The sequence below is a fragment of the Methanosarcina mangrovi genome (assembly GCF_052057765.1).
GTDB lineage: Archaea > Halobacteriota > Methanosarcinia > Methanosarcinales > Methanosarcinaceae > Methanosarcina.
Window position 1 is genome coordinate 2,723,564 of the sequence record NZ_CP195120.1, and the last position, 19,580, is coordinate 2,743,143.

Here is a 19,580-nt window from a genome sequence, read left to right on the forward strand (position 1 = left end):
AATAATTTCATGGAAGCCTTGAAAGCATTTCCTGAGTACAAATATCTCAATACGACGAACCCAAATAGGGACATTCTTGAGTTTTCCACGGCAACTGTACCACTTTCCACCAGGACTTATTCTCCAGGAGAAGATCTCCCTGTCCCGGGGAGAAATTCTTCCTTGCAGCTGCAGGACAGGACCAGGAATTCTATTACTTACAGTTATTTTCTATACCCTAAAATCTTAAAAATTTCTTTTTTTTTGTAACATTTAGTAAGCATTTGGAACATTAATTCTTTAGAAATTGGGTACTAAAATAAGTGAGTCATGTTTTTTGCCTATGTGTCAGAAAACACGATCGTTCTATATCATATAAGAATGGACTTGTTTCTGTCTGCAGGTAAAAGGTAAATGCAAAAAAAGTATAAGAAAAATATAGGCACGTTTTAAGAGTGCTGATTGATCGTGTTTTTTAAGGAAATTTTTAAAAGGCTATTTTCCGGAAAATGATGTTCCAGGATCTGCAGGACCCTAGCGTCCAGGAAAATTCTGGTCCTGACCTGAAATCTTGACCTTAAGTTTTCCTACAGAGAACTGCCAGAAATGCAAAATAAAGTTGGAAATAAGAATTCATTTGGGAGATACTTTTAAAAAAGGAGTGTCAAATTAGATCACGGATATTTAGAGCTAATTTGAGAGCCTATTCTTTATTCAAAAGATCACGGCCAACATTTAATTACTAGAAAATAAATAACCTTCCATTTAATAATAAGTAAAAGGATCATTTGCAATGACTTCTTCAAAAATTACAAAAAGGTATACATTTCATCCCCCTGAGGATTACGATGACCACATATATGAAATGCTTCCTTTTTACTTATCTTTTCATCAGGAAACTATCAACCTTGTCAAATCATTTCCATCCAGCCCGAAAGTATGGATGGACAGTGGATGTGGAACAGCATCTCTGGTAAATAAGGCTATTAAGGAATTTCCGGATACTAAATTCCTTTTAGTTGACCCTTCGGAAGGAATGCTGGATCAAGCAAGGAAGAAATTATCTTCATACCCTGAAGAAAGGCTGGAATTTTTGGGAGCCTGCACTACACAGGAATGTTCTCAGAAATTAAAGGAAAAACCAGATGTTATCACTGCTATTCAGTGCCATCACTATCTTAGTCATGAGGACAGGAATAAAGCCACTAGCGTTTGCTATAACCTGTTAAAAGAGGGTGGAATTTACATCACATTCGAGAACATTAAGCCTCTAACTGAAGAGGGTTTTATCATAGGAAAGCGATACTGGAGCAACTTTCAGTTGAGTCATGGCAGGAATGAAGATGAAATAAAGAAGCTTCTGGAACGTTTTAATACTGATATTTTTCCTATAACTGTAGATGAACATCTAAAGCTGATGAAAGAAACTGGATTCAAGATAGTAGAATTATTTTGGTACTCATACATGCAGGCTGGTTTTTACGGCGTTAAATAATGATGTTGCAAGTTGTCCCTTTTTTTGTGTCTTTTTTTGAGGCTCTCAAATTAGAATTTTGACTTAAAAACTTATCTCTTTTTTCACTATCTGTAATGACATACCTGTTGATAGCAGTACTTATCTACATAGCTCTTTGCTTTGTATCTCCAGGTGTTGCTCACGCCATATTGAATGACGTATCAGCCTTGGCAGTTGCCATTAAAGGATAATTTACTTAAAAACATATCTTTTTTTATTTTTTTATTTTTAAATTAATTGATTAAAGTCACTCTTTTGGATACCCCTTTAACTTGGAAATGAATTTATAATAAAATGTGATCAATAAATCCGTTTTTTTACCAATTCTATTTTTCCGGGAAATAATGTTTCAGGACCTGCATGACCCTGACGCCTGGGAAAGTCCTTGTCCGAGTCCTTGTCCGAAAAGTCCTGGTCTTGACCTCCAGCTGCAAGGAAAGTGGAAGGCAAAGGAAGACCTTCCTCCAGACCCAGACCTCGAGGTTTTGCCGACAAGGAAAGGCAAAGGAAGTGAAGCTTCCAGGGAAGGCAAAGGAAGTTTTTTTGGCAGACTATTTTCCGGGAAATAATTTTCCAAGACCTACAGGATCCTGGCGCCCAGGAAAAGTCCTGGTCCTGGCCTTGTTTTATTATAAAACGTCATTACCAGAGTTTTGGCTTATTCGTACATATGGTTGCATGTTTAGGTACATCGGAACAAAATCAGTTTTCTTATTCTTCTCTGCAACTTTAAATTCGAATTTTTCATAGAAGCCGATTGACTCTAATTTAGAATCCACCAGGAGATATCTACAGCCTATATTATCACAAATAGATACCACTTGAGCCAGAATAATTTTCATTAAAAAGGTTCCTATTCCGCATTTTTTGAACCTGGAATCGACCGCTAGTCTTGCGATTTTAATCGCTGGATATTTTCGATATTGGTAAGATTCTATTCCATCGATTACACTTTTGGTTTCAATGGTGTCTGCTGCCAGAGAATAGAATCCGACCAGAGAACCATTGCAAAAACATAATCGTGTCCTATTGACTAAATTATTCTGATCTACCCAGGCATTAGTCTTTAAAAAATCGTTTAACTCTTCACTTTCGCAGTTAAAAGAAGAAAGGTCGTCAGTTTCATCGAGAGGCAGTATAACAAGTTCATCGTCGAGATTTTCGTGCTTTAAGTTCTCTGATTTTTCGCTCGTTTTTCTCATATAATTCCCTGCCTTCGGCGATCATAGCTAAGACTACAGGTGATGCTTTTGGGTTGTCATCATATTCGATGAATCGCTTTGCATCCTCTCCTTCAAGGACTAAACCTAACTCAACTGGTTTTGCCATTAATTTCACCTTATTTCACTATTCAGTATTCAGCTTTATTTATAACTAACTACTTGAAAGCACTTTCATGCCAAAAGCAAATAGAATAAAAATAGGCAAAATTACATAGGTTTTACTGTAAAACCTGTGTATTTTATATGATTTAGGCCAATTAGGCTCAAAATATCCAATGTGTTTCTAAATAATCGGGCTATGTGAACTATTATCGTTGGACATAGAACATAATAAAAACACCTACAAGAGCAATTAATGATCCTATAATTTCATACTTATCGGGATTTTTCTTATCAACAATTGCCCCCCAGATCAAGGATGAGAAAATAAAAATACCCCCATACGCAGCATAGACTCTTCCGAAATGTGCATCCTGCAACGTTGGAATAATCCCATAAATTGCCAGTGTTATCGCTCCTAAGAGTCCAAACAACGCCCCTTTGTTTTCTCTTAGCCACAACCAAACCAGATATCCACCTCCAATTTCAAAAAGTGCAGCAAGGAAAAAAAGAGCAAGTGAAATTCCCATATCTATCATATGGATTCCTCTTTTCTTGGCCAATAATAGATGATTGAAACACCGATAAGAATGATCAAGGCGCCTATAAGATCATAGGAATCTGGAGGTGTTTTATCGAATATCCAACCCCATAACAAAGACATAACAACAAAAATGCCTCCATAAGTTGCATAGATTCTATGAAAGTAAGAAGGCTGGAAGGTTGGCACAACCCCATATAAAAATAAGACAATTGCTCCCAAAAATGCAAACATTAAGTTTCCACCTTCACGAAGCCATAACCAGATAAGATATCCTCCTCCTATCTCAAAAATCCCTGCGAGAATAAACAATAAAATTGTATACAGAAAACATTTTTTTCGAGATATACAGCTGGAGTCAATATTAACCTTCATATAAATTAGTACGGATCTTGTTATATATATTTGGTTTCACATTAATGAAGAAGATTGATCAAAATGGACATAAGGGTTCAAGAAATGGAATAAATGATTGCATAGTTTATATTAAAGAATCCTAAGCAAAAAATAGGTGTAGGTTTTTCATGAATCACTGACTTTCTGAAAGAGATTCGATAATTTCAGAGAAACAACTATCACAAATCCAAAATGTATTTCCTTTAATAAAAAGCGTGTCAAAATCAGTTTTTTGACCACAGAAAAAACATTTTTTGTCAAAAATAATATAGACCTATGGATTATAGTTCCTTCATCTATCATTTGTTGAGATATGCATAATATCCGCATTGAGCCAGTACATAGAACCTGCAACTGTTGAGTACTGACCTTTCAGCAAATATTTTTTCAAGTATTCCATAGGCTGGCGCCCGAGAAAGTCCTTGTCCGAGTCCTTATCCTGGCAGTTTAAGTGCCGTCGGAAATGGAAACTCCATCGGAAATTCCTAGCTTGCAACTGCAAGGAAGATTTTCTCCCCGGACCAGGAAGATTTTCCTCAGGATCCAGATACTTCCGGGGAAGAGAAATAAAGTCCATTCCAGCAGACTATTTTCCGGGAAATAATGTTCCAGGACCTGCGGGATCCTGACGCCCAGGAAAGTCCTAGTCCGGCCTGCAGCTGCAGAGGTCCTGGATATCCTCTTAGAAAAACAATATCAATATACATCGTCATGATGTCCGTAATATTCCAGGATAACAATTTTTTCCTTTTCATCCACAGAAAAAATCAAGACAAAGTGAGAATCAATATGCACTCTTTTCCAGTGATTGAGAGGAGACCTTAAATTTTTGTATCTATGAGGGTCCTGAAGGATCTCATTTACCTTGCTGAATATGATTTCAACTTGCTTTTTGTCTTTTTTTGCCAGCTTCTCAACAACTTTTTGAACTTCTGGCCTTACTTGTAGCCGATATATGTAAGATCAACAGTCAAGCATCTTTTTCCAATTCTCAACCGTTCCCACATCTATAGGCTTCTGTTTCATGATCTCCTGAGCCTTTTCAATAAACTCAGGCCTGAGCTCAGGCTCCATAATTTCTTTTTCATATTCTGCTGCCATATGCATAATTGCAGCGCTTTTGTCTTTCAAGCCGTACTTAGCTTTTATAATATTAAGGACCCGGTTTGTTCTTTCATCAATATTGATCATTGCTTGAACCATTGAGTATACCTCATATATACATGGAGTCTACACAATATATATATATTGATTCCAGGAGTAGATTAAAGGAGGGAGTAATAAAGATTTTCTCCCGGGTCAGGAAGATTTTATTTTAGGGAGCTGGAGAGCTGTGGCTAAGCCGTACAAAAAATAGAAGCATGAACAACCCTACCAAGATATCCTTGGGAGGTCTTTTTCCGGGTGCAGACCCGGGACCCTACCATCAAGGAAAGTTCTGGAAGCTTTGAAGATCCTGGGAGGGCAGCCTCAGGCTGCATAAAGGATCCGGGGGGTATGCGAGCACAAACCTGTTCATTACAATAGGTATAATCCTGGTTTCTGCCTGCAGGTAGAAGAGTAAATGCAAAAAAGTGCTAAGAAAAAAAACAGAGATATCTTTTTAGTAGGTTTACTGATATTGATAATAAATGTAACAAATCTTTATGTTTTTTGTTGAGACATTCTCAAATTAGGAGTCAGTATTGAGACTCGCAGCCTCAATACTCATTGATATAAATGAGGATTAGATCACTGGAAATAAGTATATAGTAATGGAACAGTAATCAGAAAAGAAGACTTTGGGATGGAGAGCAAATTTTACAGAACTTTCGGTACACTACCAATTTCAATCAAGGATCTTGTCTTTTTTTGTATTTAACTAAAGATCAAAATCTTCTATTATTTTTAATATTACTTTGTATTTATTGATATATTCAAAACCCCTCTTCGTAAGTCTATAATATTTTTTTGAATCCACAACTGAAAACTCAATAAATTTTTTTTCAAGAAGTTCTTGAATATATTTATCGAATTGGCTTGAAGAAAGATTGGATTTTCTAAGTAATGGAGTATATTTCATTTGATTATGATTATTGTTTATTAGAACCAATATATCATATATTATCTCCAGTCTTTCTCGTTTTTTAATCAATTCTTAACCTCATTCAAGATTTTCAAATAAATAAAAATTTGAAAGATATACATTATAATATTAATAAAAACAAGTTTTCCCTTTATGATCGGAAAGCACTCCTCGACTAAATGTATTGTATAAATTAACTGGATTAAATCTATTGTATAAAACAGTAATAGCAGATTATATATGAGAAAGTAATTTAAGCTTTTTTGGCTTTTTTTCATTTTCCTATAAACAAGATAAAAAGCAAAGCATGGGAATAATAAAAATGAAGCTCTGATTAAAGGAGTAAAAACTATCCCTAATATAATTACAAATAAGAAAATTAACTTTTCATTGTTTAATACAAAATAGAATATCTTGTTTTTTTCATTTATATCATAAAAATAGAAGGACATATAATAGTAATACCAGAATAAAAAAATAGAGATTGTGAGTAAACTATGTAATAATAACTCACCATTAATCATATTGTGGATATTAAAGAATGAATCAAAATTATTCGAAATTTCAATTGTTTTCCAGACATAAATAGTAAGGAAAGAAAATAGCAGGGTTATGAATGAGTTTTTAAAATATTTCAAGCCCTCATAGGCTGTTAGCTCATAATAATTATTGAGTTTTGAATAAATTAAAAAAGAAATTACAAATATAACCAACGTATATGCGGAATCAATCAAGAATAAAGGTTCTAAGAGAATGGGATGCATACCAACACTTCATAAAATTTTAATATATATATATATATTTGATAAGTACTAGTTGAAGAACTGATTCGACAAATGTCATAAGATACAGAACTGTAGTAGCTGTCTACATGAACAGCAATTAGAAGTTGTAACGAAACAACCTAATTAATGCATATAATTATGGAAGCAAATTGATTGAATCACTAGGTCATGAAAACTTAATTGTGGATTATCAATTTAAGATCAAAACAATATCAACTGATGAAAGCCACCAAAATAATATGTTCCATATTTGAATTTTCACTATACTAGTGAAAATGTAAGTACAGTGTAAAAATGTACTTAAGTTATTTCGCTGCAGGTACTTTGGTATAATTTCATGTTTTCTCTCCAAACTATTTCTATATTCTCCAAAGTTCATTCAAAAATTACTTTAAATATTTTTTTCTAATCCCGTATCTTTAAGGAACTTAGAACTAGCAAATACTCCGATTATTCGTACCTCAAAGCATCTACAGGCTTCAATTTTGAAGCCCTGTAAGCAGGGACAACTCCAGAGGTCACTCCTGTCAAAACTGCAAGGATAAGTCCTCCAACTATCAGGTAAGAGCTTACTCCACCTCCTAATGTTGTATTTCCCATCATCGACTGAAGACCACTTGAAAGAATCGATCCCAGAATAACTCCAAGGAGACCGCCAACAAGACCTACCATTGCAGAGTTAAAAAGGAAAATCATGAGGATATCTCTATTTTTCGCCCCAATAGCTTTCATAGTCCCTATCTCCTTTGTCTTTTCCAGAACAGAGGTAAACATAGTGTTTGCAATGCCAACTGCTCCTACAAGCAGCGATACGGCTGCAATGGCTCCCAGGAAAAGGGTCATCGAACTTAACATTTCGTCGATAGAATCAGCCATAGACTTTGAAGATGTTAAGGAAAAATCCCTGTCATCTTCCCGAATGATGTGTCTTGATATCATGAGCTTATCTATGATATCTTCCATCAGTCCGTCCACCTGATCTTCACTCCTGGCTTTTACCGTGATAGTATCATAAACATCTTCTTGTGCATCTTTGATCAGGTTTACTGCTCCGTCTATTGGCATGTAGATATTTGAGTCGTCCCCCATACCTCCTTCTTTCAGGATTCCGACAACCCGGACAGATTTATTGTTTATAGTTATTACCTGGTTAACTCCAATATCATGGTCAAAAGTTTCACTGGCAATGTTGCTTCCTATGACTGCGACATACTTATCAGCTGGTTCGAGCAATCTTCCTGATTGTGTTTTCAGGGTAGTCATATATTTCCAGACCTGGGGGTCTACACCTGTAATCGAAAGGGTTGCAGATTTTCCTATATATTTCACCTTTTCACTGCCAGAAATTTCACCAGAAATGTACTGTATACTATCTAAGCCTTGAAGAGCGTCAATGTCACCGTCTGTCAATTCAGCATCCGTTGTTGAAGCGCTCGCTCCACTTGTTCCAGGACCGTTTGTAGGATCTCCATCCATCATCGTATTAGATGAAGCCTTGGTATACCCCAGACTTATGGTTATTTTTGTAAGATCAAGATCGGCTAGATTGCTCTGGACATTTGCCTTCATGGCATCCCCTAAAGAGACGATGCCAATTACGGATCCGACTCCTATTACTATCCCGATAATGGTCAGCCAGCTTCTGAGCTTACTGTGAACAAGCATGTTCATGCCCATTTTCAGATAGGTTGAATTTCTCATATTGCATCCTTCCGCTTTACACTTGTGCTGTTTTCAGTCCTTCTTATCTTCAGGCTTCGGAACACCGGATTTTTCCGCTTTAATTACCTGTATTTTTTCATGAATTTTTTTGCGGAACACGAATACCCCTCCAGCAAGTGCTATTATTGCAATGTATAACAGGTATGAACTAACTCCGCTGCTTCTTGATCCTCCGGCTTCTCCCTGAGCAGTCATATTTCCAGAGTTTACATCTATTTTTACTTCTTTATCTACTGTTATCCTCTCTCCTTTCGCATCTGTATACTCAATCTGAACTTTTAACGGATCAGAAGTAGAAGCGCCTTCTCTTTCGGCCTCTGTTCCTTCGGTGTTCTTTGTGTTTGCAATGTTAAAGGAAGCAATTGTATAGTCTCCTTTCTCGAGATTTCCTACAATTGTGGACGAGCTCCCTGATACTTTGTATCCGTCTTGATCTGGAATTGATACTTTTACTGAGTATGCAATGTTGTTTCCAACATTTGCAACTGAAAGGGATATTTCTCCTGCATCACTTTCTGAAAATGAAACGTCAAAGTCTGTTTCTCCACCTACAAAAATTCCTGCTGTAGTATTGATACTTTGCTCGTTAGATTCATAGTTTTCATAGCTGAGGTCCACATCTAGCGTATATAGCCCGGGATCTGCGTTTACATCTGCCATAACTAAGTAAGAAACTGTTACTGATTGGCCAGCATCCAGGTATTTGATGTACTTCGTATTATCAGAGTATATAGGAAGAATTACTCCTTTTGGATCTTTCCAGGAGATTACCATGTTCTTGATAGGTGCCGTCCCGGTGTTTGTTATAATGAGCTCGAGAGGTTCTTCTTTTGCAATGTCAATATTTGCTTTACTTACAGTTACTACCTGGGCATATTCTTTGCCTTTTACTTCAAGCTGGATCGTTTTTGTAGTGGTAATTGTATTTGATGAAGATCCACTTTCCTTTGCAGTTGTTGTAATGTCTATATCATATGTCCCTGCGGATGCATTGGCATCTGTCATGAGCCTGAATTTAAGGACAGCTGCATCATCATCATCCTGCCTTGCATTTAGATAAGAAACCTCTTTTACAAGATTTTCTCCGGAAATCTTGCTGAAAGGATATTCAGGGTTGACTGTAACAGAAATATCTTTCAAATCAGCGTTTCCCACATTCTGTACACTGACTGTAAGTTCAACAGACTCTCCAGGACGAGCATAATCAGGATTCTGATTGGTTAAATTTACATCCAAAGATGCAGACTGGATATTTCCATTTGACCCAAGTGCTGTGCCAATCCCCAAGCACATAAATGCAGAGAGTAATAGAGCTAATATAATTAAAGAAAACTTTCTCATTTCGAATTCCTCTATTCGACGTTTTGTGAGTTTCGTATTATTTATCGGTTAATTTTCATTTTTTGATTCAATTTTCAAGTCGGATTCATTTTTCATTTTCGTTTCTATTTTTTCAATCTCCCCATCTCTAATGTACACAACTCTTGTTGCATATTTTACAAGTTCGAGGTCATGGGTTACAATGATGATTGTTTTATTTTCCTTTGCATGCAATCCCTCAAGAAATTCCAGAATATAGTCTCCGGTTTTGGTGTCCAGGTTTCCTGTGGGCTCGTCTGCCAGAATTATAGGAGGGTTAACAGCCAGAGAACGGGCTATGGCAACTCTCTGCCTCTGTCCTCCAGAGAGCTGAGAAGGAAGGTTTTTCTTCTTGTTCGTAAGTCCGACAATATCCAGCAAGTATGCTGCTTTTTGTCTGGCTATTTGCCTGTCCTCTTCCTGAAATTCCATGGGTAAGAGTACGTTTTCTTCTGTACTGAGGGTGGGAATGAGGTTGAAACTCTGGAATATGAAACCGATCATCTGCCCTCTTATGAGAGCAAGCTCAGATTCGTCAAGTTTTGAGATATCCTTTGAATTCAGGTAGACACTGCCTTTTGATGGTATATCCAGGCAACCCAGCAGGTTCATAAGAGTACTTTTTCCACTTCCACTGGGTCCAAGAACAATTAGAAATTCCCCCTCGTAAATCTCCAGATTTATTCTTTTAAGAGCTGCAAATTCAACCTCTCCCATCTGGTAAATTTTCCAGACATTGGTTAATTTGATAAGTGGATTTTCTCCGTTTTGATAAATCTTTACTGCACCAGAACTTTTATCAGAATAATCGACTAAATTGCAGTGTGGATTATTTTTTAGATCTTCCCCTAGATTGTCAAGGCCGGTGAATAATTCCTCATTTTGGCCGGATTAAAATTCCCCAATTTCTAATCCTTGAGAAAAACTCGAGGATTAGAAATAATGTTAAAAATGGAGGAATGGCTATTGATACGAGATTTGTATTCACAAGGCTTTTGCATCAGTGAAATCGCCAAGCAAACAGGTTTTGACAGGAAAACTGTGAGTAAATATCTTCGGCTGAAAACCTTGCCTGAACCCCAGAAACGTTCAGGAAGAAAGAGCAAGCTTGATCCTTTCAAACCTTACATTCTTGAGAAACTCACAGAAGGTCCCTATACTGCTGCTCGCCTCTATCGGGAAATCAAAGAAATGGGTTTTGATGGAGGAAAAACCATAGTCAAGGACTTTGTACAAAAAGTCCGACCTCAGCAAGGAGTCCCTGCTGTACTCCGCTACGAAACAAAACCTGGTGTTCAGGCTCAGGTAGACTGGGGAGAATTAGGAACAGTTGAGGTTGATGGAAAGGTAAAGAAACTCTTTTGCTTCAACATGATTCTTGGATATTCCAGGATGAGATATGTTGAATTTACACTGAGTATAGACACACTTACTCTTATCCAGTGTCATCTGAACGCTTTTGAGTACTTCGGAGGATTTACACAGGAAATTCTATACGATAATATGAAACAGGTTGTTATCAAAAGAGCCTTAAAATCATCTGATTCTGAATGGAACTCACAGTTTGAGGATTTCTTCAAATGCTTTGGTTTTATTCCCCGATTATGCAGGCCTTACAGACCTCAGACAAAAGGCAAAATTGAAAATACAGTCGGTTACGTCAAGAGGGATTTCTTCCTTGGAAGAAGGTTTACCTCTCTCGAAGACCTGAACGGCCAAGTTCACAGGTGGTTAGGAAGGGTAAACTCAACTGTCCACGGAACAACCTACCAAATCCCTTTTGAACGCTTTAAGGAGGAGAAACTTAGCCCTATGAATCATGTTCCTCCTTACAAAGTTGTCCATAAGGAGACCAGAAAGGTCTCCAGAGACTGTTATATTTCTTTCCTTGGAAATAAGTATTCTGTTCCTTACAGGTTTGCAGGAAGAACTGCAGAACTTCATATTTTTGAAGGAAAATTCGATGTATACATTGACTATGAAAAAGTCTGTGAACATGAAATTCTCCCAGGTAACTGTAGGGTTGCCAGGAAAAAGGAACATTTTCAGGGTCTCCTGAGTGAGATCCTTAAAGAGAACTCAAAATGCAAAAAAGGTTCACAGATTCCGTTGAAATTCTCAGGTCCTGAAGTTGAAAAAAGGTCTCTTGATGTCTATGAAACATTTAGCCAGGGGAGTTTTGAATGAACAACTTCAGTTATGAGAGACTTCACACTAACCTGCAGTATCTGAAACTGAATACTATTGAAGAGCTTCTGGACAACTATCTTGAAATTGCTGCAAGAGATAGCAAGACAACAATGGAAGTACTTGATTATCTGTTAGAACAGGAAAAGAAGCACAGAGAAGCTATTGCAATTGAGAGAAGGATGAAAAGTGCAGTTTTTCCCGTTAAAAAGACTCTTGAGGAATTCGATTTTGAATTTCAAAAATCCATTGATAAAAAAGTAATCGAAGACCTTGCAACCTTGAGATTTGTTCATAACTCAGAGAATGTTGTTTTCCTTGGTCCTCCCGGAGTTGGAAAGTCGCACCTTGCAATAGCTCTTGGAATTGAAGCAGTAAAAGCAGGGTTTTCGGTTTACTTTACCAATACAGGAAACCTTATTGAAAGATTGAAAACAGCAAATCGAGAAGGAATACTTGAAAAGAAACTCAGGGACTTGATGAAGTATAAAGTGCTGATAATTGATGAAATAGGATATCTACCATTTGATGAAGAAGGAGCTCACTGTCTATTTCAGCTAATCTCAAGACGTTATGAAAAGAGTTCAACAATTTTGACATCAAATAAATCATATGGAGAATGGGGAGAGATATTCAAGGATCAGGTAATAGCAGCTGCTTTACTTGACAGGATACTCCACCATTCTACCACGATCAACATCAAAGGGGAAAGTTACAGGCTGAAAGAAAGGAAGAAACATGGTATAAAATCAGGAAATATGTACCAGTAATTTCTAACAAGTTTATGAAATATTGAGTAACCTTTAAATCAAAAAGTGGGGAAAAGTAATCCGGCCAAAATGGGGAAAATTAAACCGGCATTGACAAGATCACTTTCCTCGAAATTATCATCTAATTCGTTATAGAAACTGACAGTTCTATCAAGCGAATTAATAACTTTTAAGGAACCAAATTTCATTTTAAATTTATCTAGGATTTCAGTAAATGTCATACATAACCTCTAATCTTACCTACCACAATAATTATGGTTTACATCCATTTAGTAGAACCAATATATACCAAAAGTGGAGAAGAAATCCACATTTTCGTTTTTTGATTAATGATTAGCCCTTTTAAGCTCTGGAATAGATTCACATTATTGCTTCAATTTCACAAAAGAAGAAAACAAATCGTATTTTCACTTCTTTTTATGGTTCCGTTGCAAAGAGTCTTTTCTAATCAGGCTGTCTCAAAACTCAACCCATTTCTACAATTGGATAATGGACATTGCTGACATTAAATGCCTGTAGTAAGTTATTCCAAAATTCAGGTATAACTTAACCTTATTGTGAAAATTACCCCAATTGTAGAATTAAATGTAGTTTTGAGACAGCCTGTATAACTTACTGAGCTTATCCCAAAACCAATTTTTATTTCCCAATTCGTAAGAGTTTCAGAACTATTTCCAAATCTGTATCCTAGCTAATTATTTCAAGATCGAGATATAAAGAAGTAATTTTTGAGTTTTGGGACCAGCTCTATGAAAAACTGAAATTATGACCGCTTACCGGAAAAAAGAAATGTGAAAAGATTTTACTGTTTTATTTAAGTTGCACTGTAGAACTGAAGATTAATTTTTAGTTAAAGGCGATTTTTGAAAATGAGTGGTTGTGCGTTATTCGTACAAAATCCCGTGGCATTTTTCGAAGATACCTATATCCATGATAATTAGTGCGGGGATATAGGTAACTCAAATTTTTTGTACGCTAGTGCAAAGATAATGCACAACCTGTTCTTTTGAAGAATTTCCTGACAAAAAACCGCTTTTCTCTTTTCACGATGTTTGCTTTGAAAAATAAGTCTAATTTTTTGTACGCTACATATTTTAGAAAGACGTGTTACATTCTCTTAAAATTGGGGGTTAAAGATGTTACCAAATAAATTTAAATAGTTTAAGGACAATTTGAAGTTTCTATGACATCCACTATACAATCCTCTATTTATACAAACTGTGAAGTGTGTGATAAAAGCTACTTAGTTGATTTAAAGTGGCCTTATGTCATTTGCAAAAATTGTGCAGAAGGATTGGATGGAAATTATAAAAGTGTAAAGATAGATGTTGAGGCAGCAACGAAAATACAATCACATGCGGACAAAACAAATACAAACCAAGATTTTAAATCAAGGGTTCAAAGTGCAGCTGCAAAAAATGAGAATGAATTATTCGTAAAAAAATGTGAATACTGTGGTGATTCTTATACAGTTCATCGTATTGAAAATAAAAAATATATAAATTGTTGCATTAAGTGTAAATTAGGATTTTTAAAGGATATAGACGAAAATAAAAGAAGATGTGATGAATGCAAAGAACAGTACAATAGAACGGGAAATCTGATGTATGGTTGTTGGGACTGTATAATTAGATTAAATGGAGCTGAGTAGCGTCAACAAAACTACGACTGCTATGATGATTAAACCCCTCACTTTTTTATTTAAACTCAAAGCTTTCATTGCCCTTCTCACATTCCTAGCCTTAAAGTTCAACCCCCTTCCCTAGCTTTCTTCTTCAAATAAGCCAAAGCACTCCTATGCTTGAATCCTAGCTCTCTTGCTATTTCTGGATGGTAAACAGCGAAAAATACTATGAAACACATAGTTGATTTTTTTCACCGTCTAATGATAACGAAAAGGAAGTGGAAGTGAAGTGGCAAGGAAAGGAAAACGGCCGCTCTGGTTGGAGTCGCTAGAAACAGACAGGTCCCTTATTATAACGTAATTTTATCCTCTCCTTGCCCTTCTCTTATGCCCTCCAATATATCCGGCTTTACTCTTCTTCATCCGTTCTTTTTCGTCATTACAAGGGTTTTCTTGAGTTCCAGGGACGTTTATTTTTTTCCAGTTTATTGCCATTTTCTATCCCCGTCATATGTAATAATAAAAATATGCACTCATAAACAGCATGCCTAAAAAAAAACTGAACCCTATAGACCATATCTGAAAAGTACTGATGCCTGCAATATAATAAGGCCAGGTCTTTTGTTTTGGAGCTGTTAATTTCCGGATCCTGGTATCCAGGCTAGAAATTAATCTATCCTTTTCCTCAATCCAGCTTGAGAGCTCTGAGATCTGCCTTTCCTTGGTTTCGGTCTTGCTCTCAGCTGCTAGTATTCTATTTTCCATTTCATTTTGTATCTGCTCACAGTCTGGTTCTTTTTCCCCCTCCAGCAGTTTTTCAAAACCCTTAACTATCGCCTCAGTTGTCTTGTATCCTGCAGCTTCAATTTTCTGATACAAATTCATTGAAATTTCTGCATTAATTCGCTTTTTTTCATCGATAACGGCTGACATCTCTGTACCCATGTAATCTTTTTGTATATTTGGTCTGTATGGTTGATTGATATTGATTTTTCTATGTGTAATAGGTTAAACTTTGCAATTGATATGCAGAGTCAACCGATTCCGTTTTAAGGTTATTCCTAAAACCGCTTTTCTTGATATCGATTTCCTCATATATCTTGTAAATATTGCCAAAATTAAAGACAATTTGGTATTCTCAAATCGTTGTCGGCTTCTTTCTCGTCCTCGGTTGATTAAGAGTAGGGGTTTTTGCCGTCGCGGGCGATTTCTTCTTAGTTGCTTTTGTTATCTTAGCTTTCATTGATTGTTTGACTGCCTCCGCATCTACCTGTTTTGGTTTGAAAATATTCCAGCTGCTCGCAGTCTGTCTCTTGATACCCATTAATCCGCCAATGTCATCTTGAGAAAGTCCTTGATCCTGCAGGCTTCTTGCAAGTGCCGCAAGAGCTTCTTCCTTTTTCTTTAGCATCGTGACTTCCTTCTCATCAATTTTCTTTTCCTTGCCTTCGAGGTTTTTAAAGAATTCAGTTTTACGTTTCTTATATTGCTGGATGAATGAGTTTTTAATTCCATACTTTTCATGGAGGGTGTTAATCTGTGGCACCGGGATTTCCCCTATAACATCGTATCCCATATCACCAGGCACTTTATATTTTACAATCAGTGGGTCATTGATTCCGTTGTTTAGGACCTTGAAGGGAAACACGGTTTTTCGAGTAAAGGTATTTCCTTGCGGATCTGTGCCATAATAGGACTTGCATCTTAACAGCACATCAAGTTGCATCCTGACCTGGTAGTCAAGCAGATTGATATGCTGGAAGTTTGCAATGATCGCCAGGTTCCGGAATCCGAAAACCTGAAAATATTTATTAAGTAGGATGTTAACCTCGTCCATAAATTCCCTGTTGTATGCCGTTACCGAAGCTTCTTCCCATACTACCGGTTGCTTCCTTACCGTGTCATCGGTTAATAATGCTTTAAGCTCATCGAAACTAAAACAAATGTTATCAATTGGAAAGTCTGGATCTATTGCAAAAGCGGTAGCAAGTGATAGTTCGCTCTTTCCGGTTCGGCGAGGACCAATCAGCGCCAGAAAAGCTGAGTCGTCGATTCTAGGAGAAATTTTCATTTTTGCAGTATTTATAAAAATATTGTATTGGTTGAATTTCCTGGAAACCTCATCCGGGTCAATAATTTGGGTTTTTTCGAACTCTCCGAAAGCTTCAATGTCGTCTGGAGCTTCACCAATTGCTACCAATTAAATCCCTACCTGGTACAATCTCATGAAGTCCTCAAGTTCTGCCTTTGCATCCGCAACAGCATCTACATTTTCAAAAAACAGCTTGCTTTCGAAATCCTTGTCAACTGATACCATTTTCAAAGGACCGCGCTTAAATGCATACGCACAGATTCTGATAATGTAACGCTCGATTATTTTTGAAACTTCATATTTTACGAAGTCCCGCTCCTGCAACTTTCTTGTATTAAAATCTATATTTTCTATTTTTTCGGACCTCAACAAATTCTCATAATGCCGGAATACTCTCAACTGTGCAGATATTTTTTCTTTTTTCAGGACTCGAATGGCTTCGCCTTCTTCTTTTTTCAATACAAGGGTTCCTAACGTATACCCAATTTCGGAAAGGTTCCCTATCGCTATTGCATCGTTTGCAGTCTCCGCATCGGTTACCGCATCCAAAAAAGCAACAAAAGGCCTGACAACAAAAGGTTCTTGGTGTTCATGTGGTGTATTGGATCTCATTTTACCACTTTTATGTTACATTTTTTATAAAGTAGTTTTTATATTTAGACGTGTTTTTCTACAGATTTACATAAATATATATAGTTATTTTTAGATATATGTTTTGTGAAAAGAAAAACGGAGTTATAACATGTATACCATATATGTTATACTTAGTATATAGAACATATAACAAAATTTTCAATGAGGTGAGACTATAAGGTCTTCAAGCTCCAAGAATTTCCATGAAAAACATAGAGGTGTAAACCGGGAACAGGAGACACAGAAAAAGAATAACATTCTCTGTCTGTTAATAGCTTTAGTTTGTTTCCTGGTTCCTCGCACACTTTCCGAAAACGAAAAGGCGGCTATGGGAATCATCTCTCTTATCATCGGTGTTGTTATGATTATCATGATTGAGATGTACATCCCAAGTATGATTGCCCCTGTGGATAGTGCCAGCTTCGAAGCTGTCAACGCAACAGGTGATGCTGACTGGATTGCTCTCCAGGCAGATCAGTCTGACCAGGCTATTGCTACCACAAAATCTATAGGAATCGTTCCTCAGGTTCTTGGTGTAGTGGCAGTATTGTCGGTTTTGACAATGTTAGGATAAGTTTCTAAAGGAGTATCCGACATGGATATTACTTTTTTTATTTTTCTATCGTTAATCGCATTCTTCCTGATGTTTTATGGCTGGCATCAGGATGGGGTTAATTTTGTTTTTCTTATATTAAGTTCAGCAATTTTTATAGTTCTTGCTTTTAGCAGTTCCGAAATTACATGGACATATGCTATCATTTCGAACAGTACAGCTATCGATTATACAGTTACACAGCGGTCTATTGTATTCGCGAGACTTTACGGTTTACTCTCAGGATTATGTTTCCTTATGGCCTTCGCAAAACTTGCAATTTTAGCAGAGGAAAATACCAGGGTCGATTTTTCCAAAATCTGGGAAAAAATCACAAAAGGAAAAGTTTGAACAGGTGTGAAAAATGCAGCAGCCGAATGCCCCTCCAATTAACCTGAATACTTTCAATCCTGCGCAATACCCTTACATGGGATATGGTGGAGGCTCAGGAGTTGAAATTCTAAAATTCGTTTCGCAATTCAATGCTCCAAAGGAAGTCTCGGAAGAGCATTGGGGACCGACTTCTAAAATTATAAGTCTTGGAAATTTCGTTCCTGGAGACCTTGCAGATCTAGATTTCTATTTTGATAGCATCCGGGCAAAGTCGTTTTCAAAATTGTCACGGAAGGAGCTCTCAAACTTCGATGAAAGGACCTTCGACAACCTCGCTATGGTATACATCGGAGAAAAGAGTCTGTCCCAGGGTGGGTTCCTCATGACCCGATCCAGCGAGAGCAGAATAATCCAGCAGTCTGAAACCCAAAACAACCGAACAAGTCTGAAAGAAATGCTATTCGGAAGAAAAGAAAACAGCAACGAGGGAATGATGTAAAATGACCGTGATGAACGTACCTGATTTTTTAATTGTAATTGTGGAGCTACTTGCATTGTTCCCTGTTGCTATGGTCCTGTTCTTCGTAAAGTTCCCGGATGCATTTCCGATTTTCTGGACCATAGTAAAACGGCGTAATTTTGTGTGTATGCTCCGTGATGATATCGTACTTGATATCCGTCCGGCAAAAATGGAGTCGAATCTCTGGAAAGTCTTTGATGGGATCGGAAAAAAAGCAATGGTAACGCACGAATTCGAATCGGACCCAAAAGACGTTTTCATTATGTTTGGCAGGCCCTCGATTATGGTGAACGAAGACAATACAAGGGCAGTAAGACCGGAGATTAATGAACTTATCAGCTATATGAAAACCGAGATGGGATTGAAAACAAAAAGAGAATTCGAAAACGCTATTCTTCGAGCAAATTATCTTATTGAACTATTGAAAAATGTAACCAATGATGGGGGATATTGGAAGAAAAACGAACAGACTGGAGAGAATGAATTTATTAAAATTTCTTTTGATGAGTTCTGGGATAAGCAGATTGACCAGGAAACCCGGGAATTCCTCACAAAGTACAGAGACATTAAAGACGGTGGCCTGGTTCTCAATGGTTTTAAGGTCATACGGATTCATGACGTAGAAGACTACATAGACCGCCATAACCCCGAGACCTACGCTGCAAATGAAATTTACATAAAACGCAAAGCAGAAGCAAGCGCGAATCAGGATCTGAAAAAACTAATCTTTATCGTGATTATAATATCAGCTGCGACCCTTCTGGCTTTACTTTACCTGAATAGCGGGGATGCAACCGGAGCAGCTGCAGCGGGTACGCAGTTTGTGCCCAGATAAGGTGGTCAAATGGTCGGAGCACTCGGAGCTGCAGTAAAATTCCTTGCTACAATTTTTGGTATAGGGCTTATTTTCCTCTATACCCAGCCTGCTTTTGATTATCAGGAATCTGTATCTCAGGGTATGGGCGGTTATGCGGAAGAGAATTATGCTTTTGCAGTGGGGAATAGACAGTTTGTACTTTTTACTTTTGTGATCCTTGCGGTTATTTCTGGAATCCTGGAAGTCTTCGGAGTTGAAGATAATTCAACCTACCGGATGTCAAGGGGGTTTAACGGAAGTAGGCGGGGGAGGAGATGAATCTATTTC

Annotated in this window: 26 protein-coding genes; 10 read left to right on the plus strand and 16 right to left on the minus strand. The window is 37.2% G+C overall.

All coding sequences use genetic code 11. The features are described from left to right. Positions 1 to 772 precede the first annotated feature (772 nt). A complete protein-coding gene (locus ACSAZL_RS12100) occupies positions 773 to 1,474 on the plus strand; it encodes a class I SAM-dependent methyltransferase (protein WP_440944900.1) in 702 nt (233 codons plus the stop codon). A 365-nt stretch (positions 1,475 to 1,839) separates the two neighbouring features. Further along, entirely contained in the window at positions 1,840 to 2,064 is a 225-nt protein-coding gene (locus ACSAZL_RS12105) for a hypothetical protein (RefSeq protein ID WP_440944901.1), read from the plus strand. A gap of 60 nt (positions 2,065 to 2,124) precedes the next feature. Here ACSAZL_RS12105 and ACSAZL_RS12110 read toward each other — a convergent pair whose 3' ends face one another. From ACSAZL_RS12110 to ACSAZL_RS12160, 11 genes are all read right to left on the minus strand, one after another. After that, positions 2,125 to 2,697 carry a GNAT family N-acetyltransferase gene (locus ACSAZL_RS12110; RefSeq protein ID WP_440944902.1) on the minus strand — a complete coding sequence of 191 codons (573 nt, stop codon included), beginning with the start codon at positions 2,695 to 2,697 and terminating at the stop codon, positions 2,125 to 2,127. Further along, a complete protein-coding gene (locus ACSAZL_RS12115; protein ID WP_440944903.1) occupies positions 2,642 to 2,824 on the minus strand; it encodes a hypothetical protein in 183 nt (60 codons plus the stop codon). Before ACSAZL_RS12115 ends, ACSAZL_RS12110 begins: the two co-directional genes overlap by 56 nt. A 202-nt stretch (positions 2,825 to 3,026) precedes the next feature. Further along, a complete protein-coding gene (locus ACSAZL_RS12120) occupies positions 3,027 to 3,356 on the minus strand; it encodes a YnfA family protein (RefSeq protein WP_440944904.1) in 330 nt (109 codons plus the stop codon). Beyond that, positions 3,353 to 3,733, minus strand: a complete 381-nt coding sequence (locus ACSAZL_RS12125) for a YnfA family protein (protein WP_440944905.1) — start codon at positions 3,731 to 3,733, stop codon at positions 3,353 to 3,355. Before ACSAZL_RS12125 ends, ACSAZL_RS12120 begins: the two co-directional genes overlap by 4 nt. 313 nt (positions 3,734 to 4,046) lie before the next feature. Further along, positions 4,047 to 4,250 (minus strand): hypothetical protein, encoded by a 204-nt coding sequence (locus ACSAZL_RS12130; RefSeq protein WP_440944906.1) that lies wholly within the window; start codon positions 4,248 to 4,250, stop codon positions 4,047 to 4,049. Positions 4,251 to 4,450: 200 nt separating this feature from the next. Further along, positions 4,451 to 4,711, minus strand: coding sequence for a type II toxin-antitoxin system RelE family toxin (locus ACSAZL_RS12135; RefSeq protein WP_048184935.1), 261 nt, complete (start codon positions 4,709 to 4,711; stop codon positions 4,451 to 4,453). A 6-nt stretch (positions 4,712 to 4,717) separates the two neighbouring features. Further along, positions 4,718 to 4,957, minus strand: coding sequence for a DUF2683 family protein (locus ACSAZL_RS12140; RefSeq protein ID WP_048184936.1), 240 nt, complete (start codon positions 4,955 to 4,957; stop codon positions 4,718 to 4,720). A 658-nt stretch (positions 4,958 to 5,615) separates the two neighbouring features. Continuing rightward, positions 5,616 to 5,888: a winged helix-turn-helix domain-containing protein gene (locus ACSAZL_RS12145; RefSeq protein ID WP_440944907.1), complete on the minus strand. Its 273-nt coding sequence runs from the start codon at positions 5,886 to 5,888 to the stop codon at positions 5,616 to 5,618. Positions 5,889 to 7,054: 1,166 nt separating this feature from the next. Continuing rightward, the gene (locus ACSAZL_RS12150; protein WP_440944908.1) at positions 7,055 to 8,305 is read right to left on the minus strand and encodes an ABC transporter permease; all 1,251 of its coding nucleotides are present in this window, start codon (positions 8,303 to 8,305) and stop codon (positions 7,055 to 7,057) included. A gap of 33 nt (positions 8,306 to 8,338) precedes the next feature. After that, the gene (locus ACSAZL_RS12155; RefSeq protein WP_440944909.1) at positions 8,339 to 9,667 is read right to left on the minus strand and encodes a COG1361 S-layer family protein; all 1,329 of its coding nucleotides are present in this window, start codon (positions 9,665 to 9,667) and stop codon (positions 8,339 to 8,341) included. A gap of 48 nt (positions 9,668 to 9,715) precedes the next feature. Continuing rightward, the gene (locus tag ACSAZL_RS12160; RefSeq protein ID WP_440944910.1) at positions 9,716 to 10,402 is read right to left on the minus strand and encodes an ABC transporter ATP-binding protein; all 687 of its coding nucleotides are present in this window, start codon (positions 10,400 to 10,402) and stop codon (positions 9,716 to 9,718) included. A 225-nt stretch (positions 10,403 to 10,627) separates the two neighbouring features. On the opposite strand from ACSAZL_RS12160, the gene istA reads away from it, so the two are divergent. Further along, positions 10,628 to 11,872, plus strand: a complete 1,245-nt coding sequence (gene istA / locus ACSAZL_RS12165) for an IS21 family transposase (protein WP_440944911.1) — start codon at positions 10,628 to 10,630, stop codon at positions 11,870 to 11,872. Beyond that, positions 11,869 to 12,642, plus strand: a complete 774-nt coding sequence (istB, locus tag ACSAZL_RS12170) for an IS21-like element helper ATPase IstB (protein WP_440944912.1) — start codon at positions 11,869 to 11,871, stop codon at positions 12,640 to 12,642. Before istA ends, istB begins: the two co-directional genes overlap by 4 nt. Before the next feature lie 38 nt (positions 12,643 to 12,680). Here the strand turns inward: istB and ACSAZL_RS12175 are convergent, their stop codons facing one another. Then, complete coding sequence (locus tag ACSAZL_RS12175; RefSeq protein WP_440944913.1) at positions 12,681 to 12,863, minus strand: hypothetical protein; 183 nt, start codon at positions 12,861 to 12,863, stop codon at positions 12,681 to 12,683. A 962-nt stretch (positions 12,864 to 13,825) separates the two neighbouring features. Here ACSAZL_RS12175 and ACSAZL_RS12180 point away from each other — a divergent pair. Next, on the plus strand, positions 13,826 to 14,293 hold the full coding sequence (locus ACSAZL_RS12180) for a hypothetical protein (RefSeq protein ID WP_440944914.1): 468 nt from the start codon (positions 13,826 to 13,828) through the stop codon (positions 14,291 to 14,293). 336 nt (positions 14,294 to 14,629) lie between these two features. Here ACSAZL_RS12180 and ACSAZL_RS12185 read toward each other — a convergent pair whose 3' ends face one another. The 4 genes from ACSAZL_RS12185 to ACSAZL_RS12200 form a co-directional block, all read right to left on the minus strand. Then, a complete protein-coding gene (locus ACSAZL_RS12185) occupies positions 14,630 to 14,761 on the minus strand; it encodes a hypothetical protein (RefSeq protein ID WP_440944915.1) in 132 nt (43 codons plus the stop codon). Positions 14,762 to 14,773: 12 nt separating this feature from the next. After that, a complete protein-coding gene (locus ACSAZL_RS12190; RefSeq protein ID WP_440944916.1) occupies positions 14,774 to 15,211 on the minus strand; it encodes a hypothetical protein in 438 nt (145 codons plus the stop codon). A 193-nt stretch (positions 15,212 to 15,404) separates the two neighbouring features. Further along, positions 15,405 to 16,466 carry a hypothetical protein gene (locus ACSAZL_RS12195; protein WP_440944917.1) on the minus strand — a complete coding sequence of 354 codons (1,062 nt, stop codon included), beginning with the start codon at positions 16,464 to 16,466 and terminating at the stop codon, positions 15,405 to 15,407. Then, positions 16,467 to 16,970: a hypothetical protein gene (locus ACSAZL_RS12200; RefSeq protein ID WP_440944918.1), complete on the minus strand. Its 504-nt coding sequence runs from the start codon at positions 16,968 to 16,970 to the stop codon at positions 16,467 to 16,469. Positions 16,971 to 17,319: 349 nt separating this feature from the next. On the opposite strand from ACSAZL_RS12200, the gene ACSAZL_RS12205 reads away from it, so the two are divergent. From ACSAZL_RS12205 to ACSAZL_RS12225, 5 genes are all read left to right on the plus strand, one after another. After that, entirely contained in the window at positions 17,320 to 17,565 is a 246-nt protein-coding gene (locus ACSAZL_RS12205; RefSeq protein WP_440944919.1) for a hypothetical protein, read from the plus strand. A 21-nt stretch (positions 17,566 to 17,586) separates the two neighbouring features. After that, positions 17,587 to 17,934: a hypothetical protein gene (locus ACSAZL_RS12210; protein ID WP_440944920.1), complete on the plus strand. Its 348-nt coding sequence runs from the start codon at positions 17,587 to 17,589 to the stop codon at positions 17,932 to 17,934. Between the two features lie 76 nt (positions 17,935 to 18,010). After that, positions 18,011 to 18,415, plus strand: coding sequence for a hypothetical protein (locus ACSAZL_RS12215; protein WP_440944921.1), 405 nt, complete (start codon positions 18,011 to 18,013; stop codon positions 18,413 to 18,415). 1 nt (position 18,416) lies between these two features. Then, on the plus strand, positions 18,417 to 19,271 hold the full coding sequence (locus tag ACSAZL_RS12220) for a hypothetical protein (RefSeq protein ID WP_440944922.1): 855 nt from the start codon (positions 18,417 to 18,419) through the stop codon (positions 19,269 to 19,271). 9 nt (positions 19,272 to 19,280) lie between these two features. Further along, positions 19,281 to 19,571, plus strand: coding sequence for a hypothetical protein (locus tag ACSAZL_RS12225; protein ID WP_440944923.1), 291 nt, complete (start codon positions 19,281 to 19,283; stop codon positions 19,569 to 19,571). Positions 19,572 to 19,580: the final 9 nt, after the last annotated feature.

Excerpts from the sequence above, each read along its gene's own strand:
- ACSAZL_RS12225 (WP_440944923.1), top strand. The coding sequence starts at position 19,281 with ATGGTCGGAGCACTCGGAGCTGCAGTAAAATTCCTTGCTACAATTTTT.
- ACSAZL_RS12205 (WP_440944919.1), top strand. The coding sequence starts at position 17,320 with ATGGGAATCATCTCTCTTATCATCGGTGTTGTTATGATTATCATGATT.
- ACSAZL_RS12210 (WP_440944920.1), top strand. The coding sequence starts at position 17,587 with ATGGATATTACTTTTTTTATTTTTCTATCGTTAATCGCATTCTTCCTG.
- ACSAZL_RS12220 (WP_440944922.1), top strand. The coding sequence starts at position 18,417 with ATGACCGTGATGAACGTACCTGATTTTTTAATTGTAATTGTGGAGCTA.
- ACSAZL_RS12175 (WP_440944913.1), bottom strand. The coding sequence starts at position 12,863 with ATGACATTTACTGAAATCCTAGATAAATTTAAAATGAAATTTGGTTCC.
- ACSAZL_RS12160 (WP_440944910.1), bottom strand. The coding sequence starts at position 10,402 with ATGGGAGAGGTTGAATTTGCAGCTCTTAAAAGAATAAATCTGGAGATT.
- ACSAZL_RS12140 (WP_048184936.1), bottom strand. The coding sequence starts at position 4,957 with ATGGTTCAAGCAATGATCAATATTGATGAAAGAACAAACCGGGTCCTT.
- ACSAZL_RS12110 (WP_440944902.1), bottom strand. The coding sequence starts at position 2,697 with ATGAGAAAAACGAGCGAAAAATCAGAGAACTTAAAGCACGAAAATCTC.
- ACSAZL_RS12120 (WP_440944904.1), bottom strand. The coding sequence starts at position 3,356 with ATGATAGATATGGGAATTTCACTTGCTCTTTTTTTCCTTGCTGCACTT.
- ACSAZL_RS12125 (WP_440944905.1), bottom strand. The coding sequence starts at position 3,733 with ATGAAGGTTAATATTGACTCCAGCTGTATATCTCGAAAAAAATGTTTT.
- ACSAZL_RS12105 (WP_440944901.1), top strand. The coding sequence starts at position 1,840 with ATGTTTCAGGACCTGCATGACCCTGACGCCTGGGAAAGTCCTTGTCCG.
- ACSAZL_RS12185 (WP_440944915.1), bottom strand. The coding sequence starts at position 14,761 with ATGGCAATAAACTGGAAAAAAATAAACGTCCCTGGAACTCAAGAAAAC.
- ACSAZL_RS12115 (WP_440944903.1), bottom strand. The coding sequence starts at position 2,824 with ATGGCAAAACCAGTTGAGTTAGGTTTAGTCCTTGAAGGAGAGGATGCA.
- istA (WP_440944911.1), top strand. The coding sequence starts at position 10,628 with ATGTTAAAAATGGAGGAATGGCTATTGATACGAGATTTGTATTCACAA.
- istB (WP_440944912.1), top strand. The coding sequence starts at position 11,869 with ATGAACAACTTCAGTTATGAGAGACTTCACACTAACCTGCAGTATCTG.
- ACSAZL_RS12155 (WP_440944909.1), bottom strand. The coding sequence starts at position 9,667 with ATGAGAAAGTTTTCTTTAATTATATTAGCTCTATTACTCTCTGCATTT.
- ACSAZL_RS12150 (WP_440944908.1), bottom strand. The coding sequence starts at position 8,305 with ATGAGAAATTCAACCTATCTGAAAATGGGCATGAACATGCTTGTTCAC.
- ACSAZL_RS12180 (WP_440944914.1), top strand. The coding sequence starts at position 13,826 with ATGACATCCACTATACAATCCTCTATTTATACAAACTGTGAAGTGTGT.
- ACSAZL_RS12200 (WP_440944918.1), bottom strand. The coding sequence starts at position 16,970 with ATGAGATCCAATACACCACATGAACACCAAGAACCTTTTGTTGTCAGG.
- ACSAZL_RS12100 (WP_440944900.1), top strand. The coding sequence starts at position 773 with ATGACTTCTTCAAAAATTACAAAAAGGTATACATTTCATCCCCCTGAG.
- ACSAZL_RS12215 (WP_440944921.1), top strand. The coding sequence starts at position 18,011 with ATGGGATATGGTGGAGGCTCAGGAGTTGAAATTCTAAAATTCGTTTCG.
- ACSAZL_RS12190 (WP_440944916.1), bottom strand. The coding sequence starts at position 15,211 with ATGGGTACAGAGATGTCAGCCGTTATCGATGAAAAAAAGCGAATTAAT.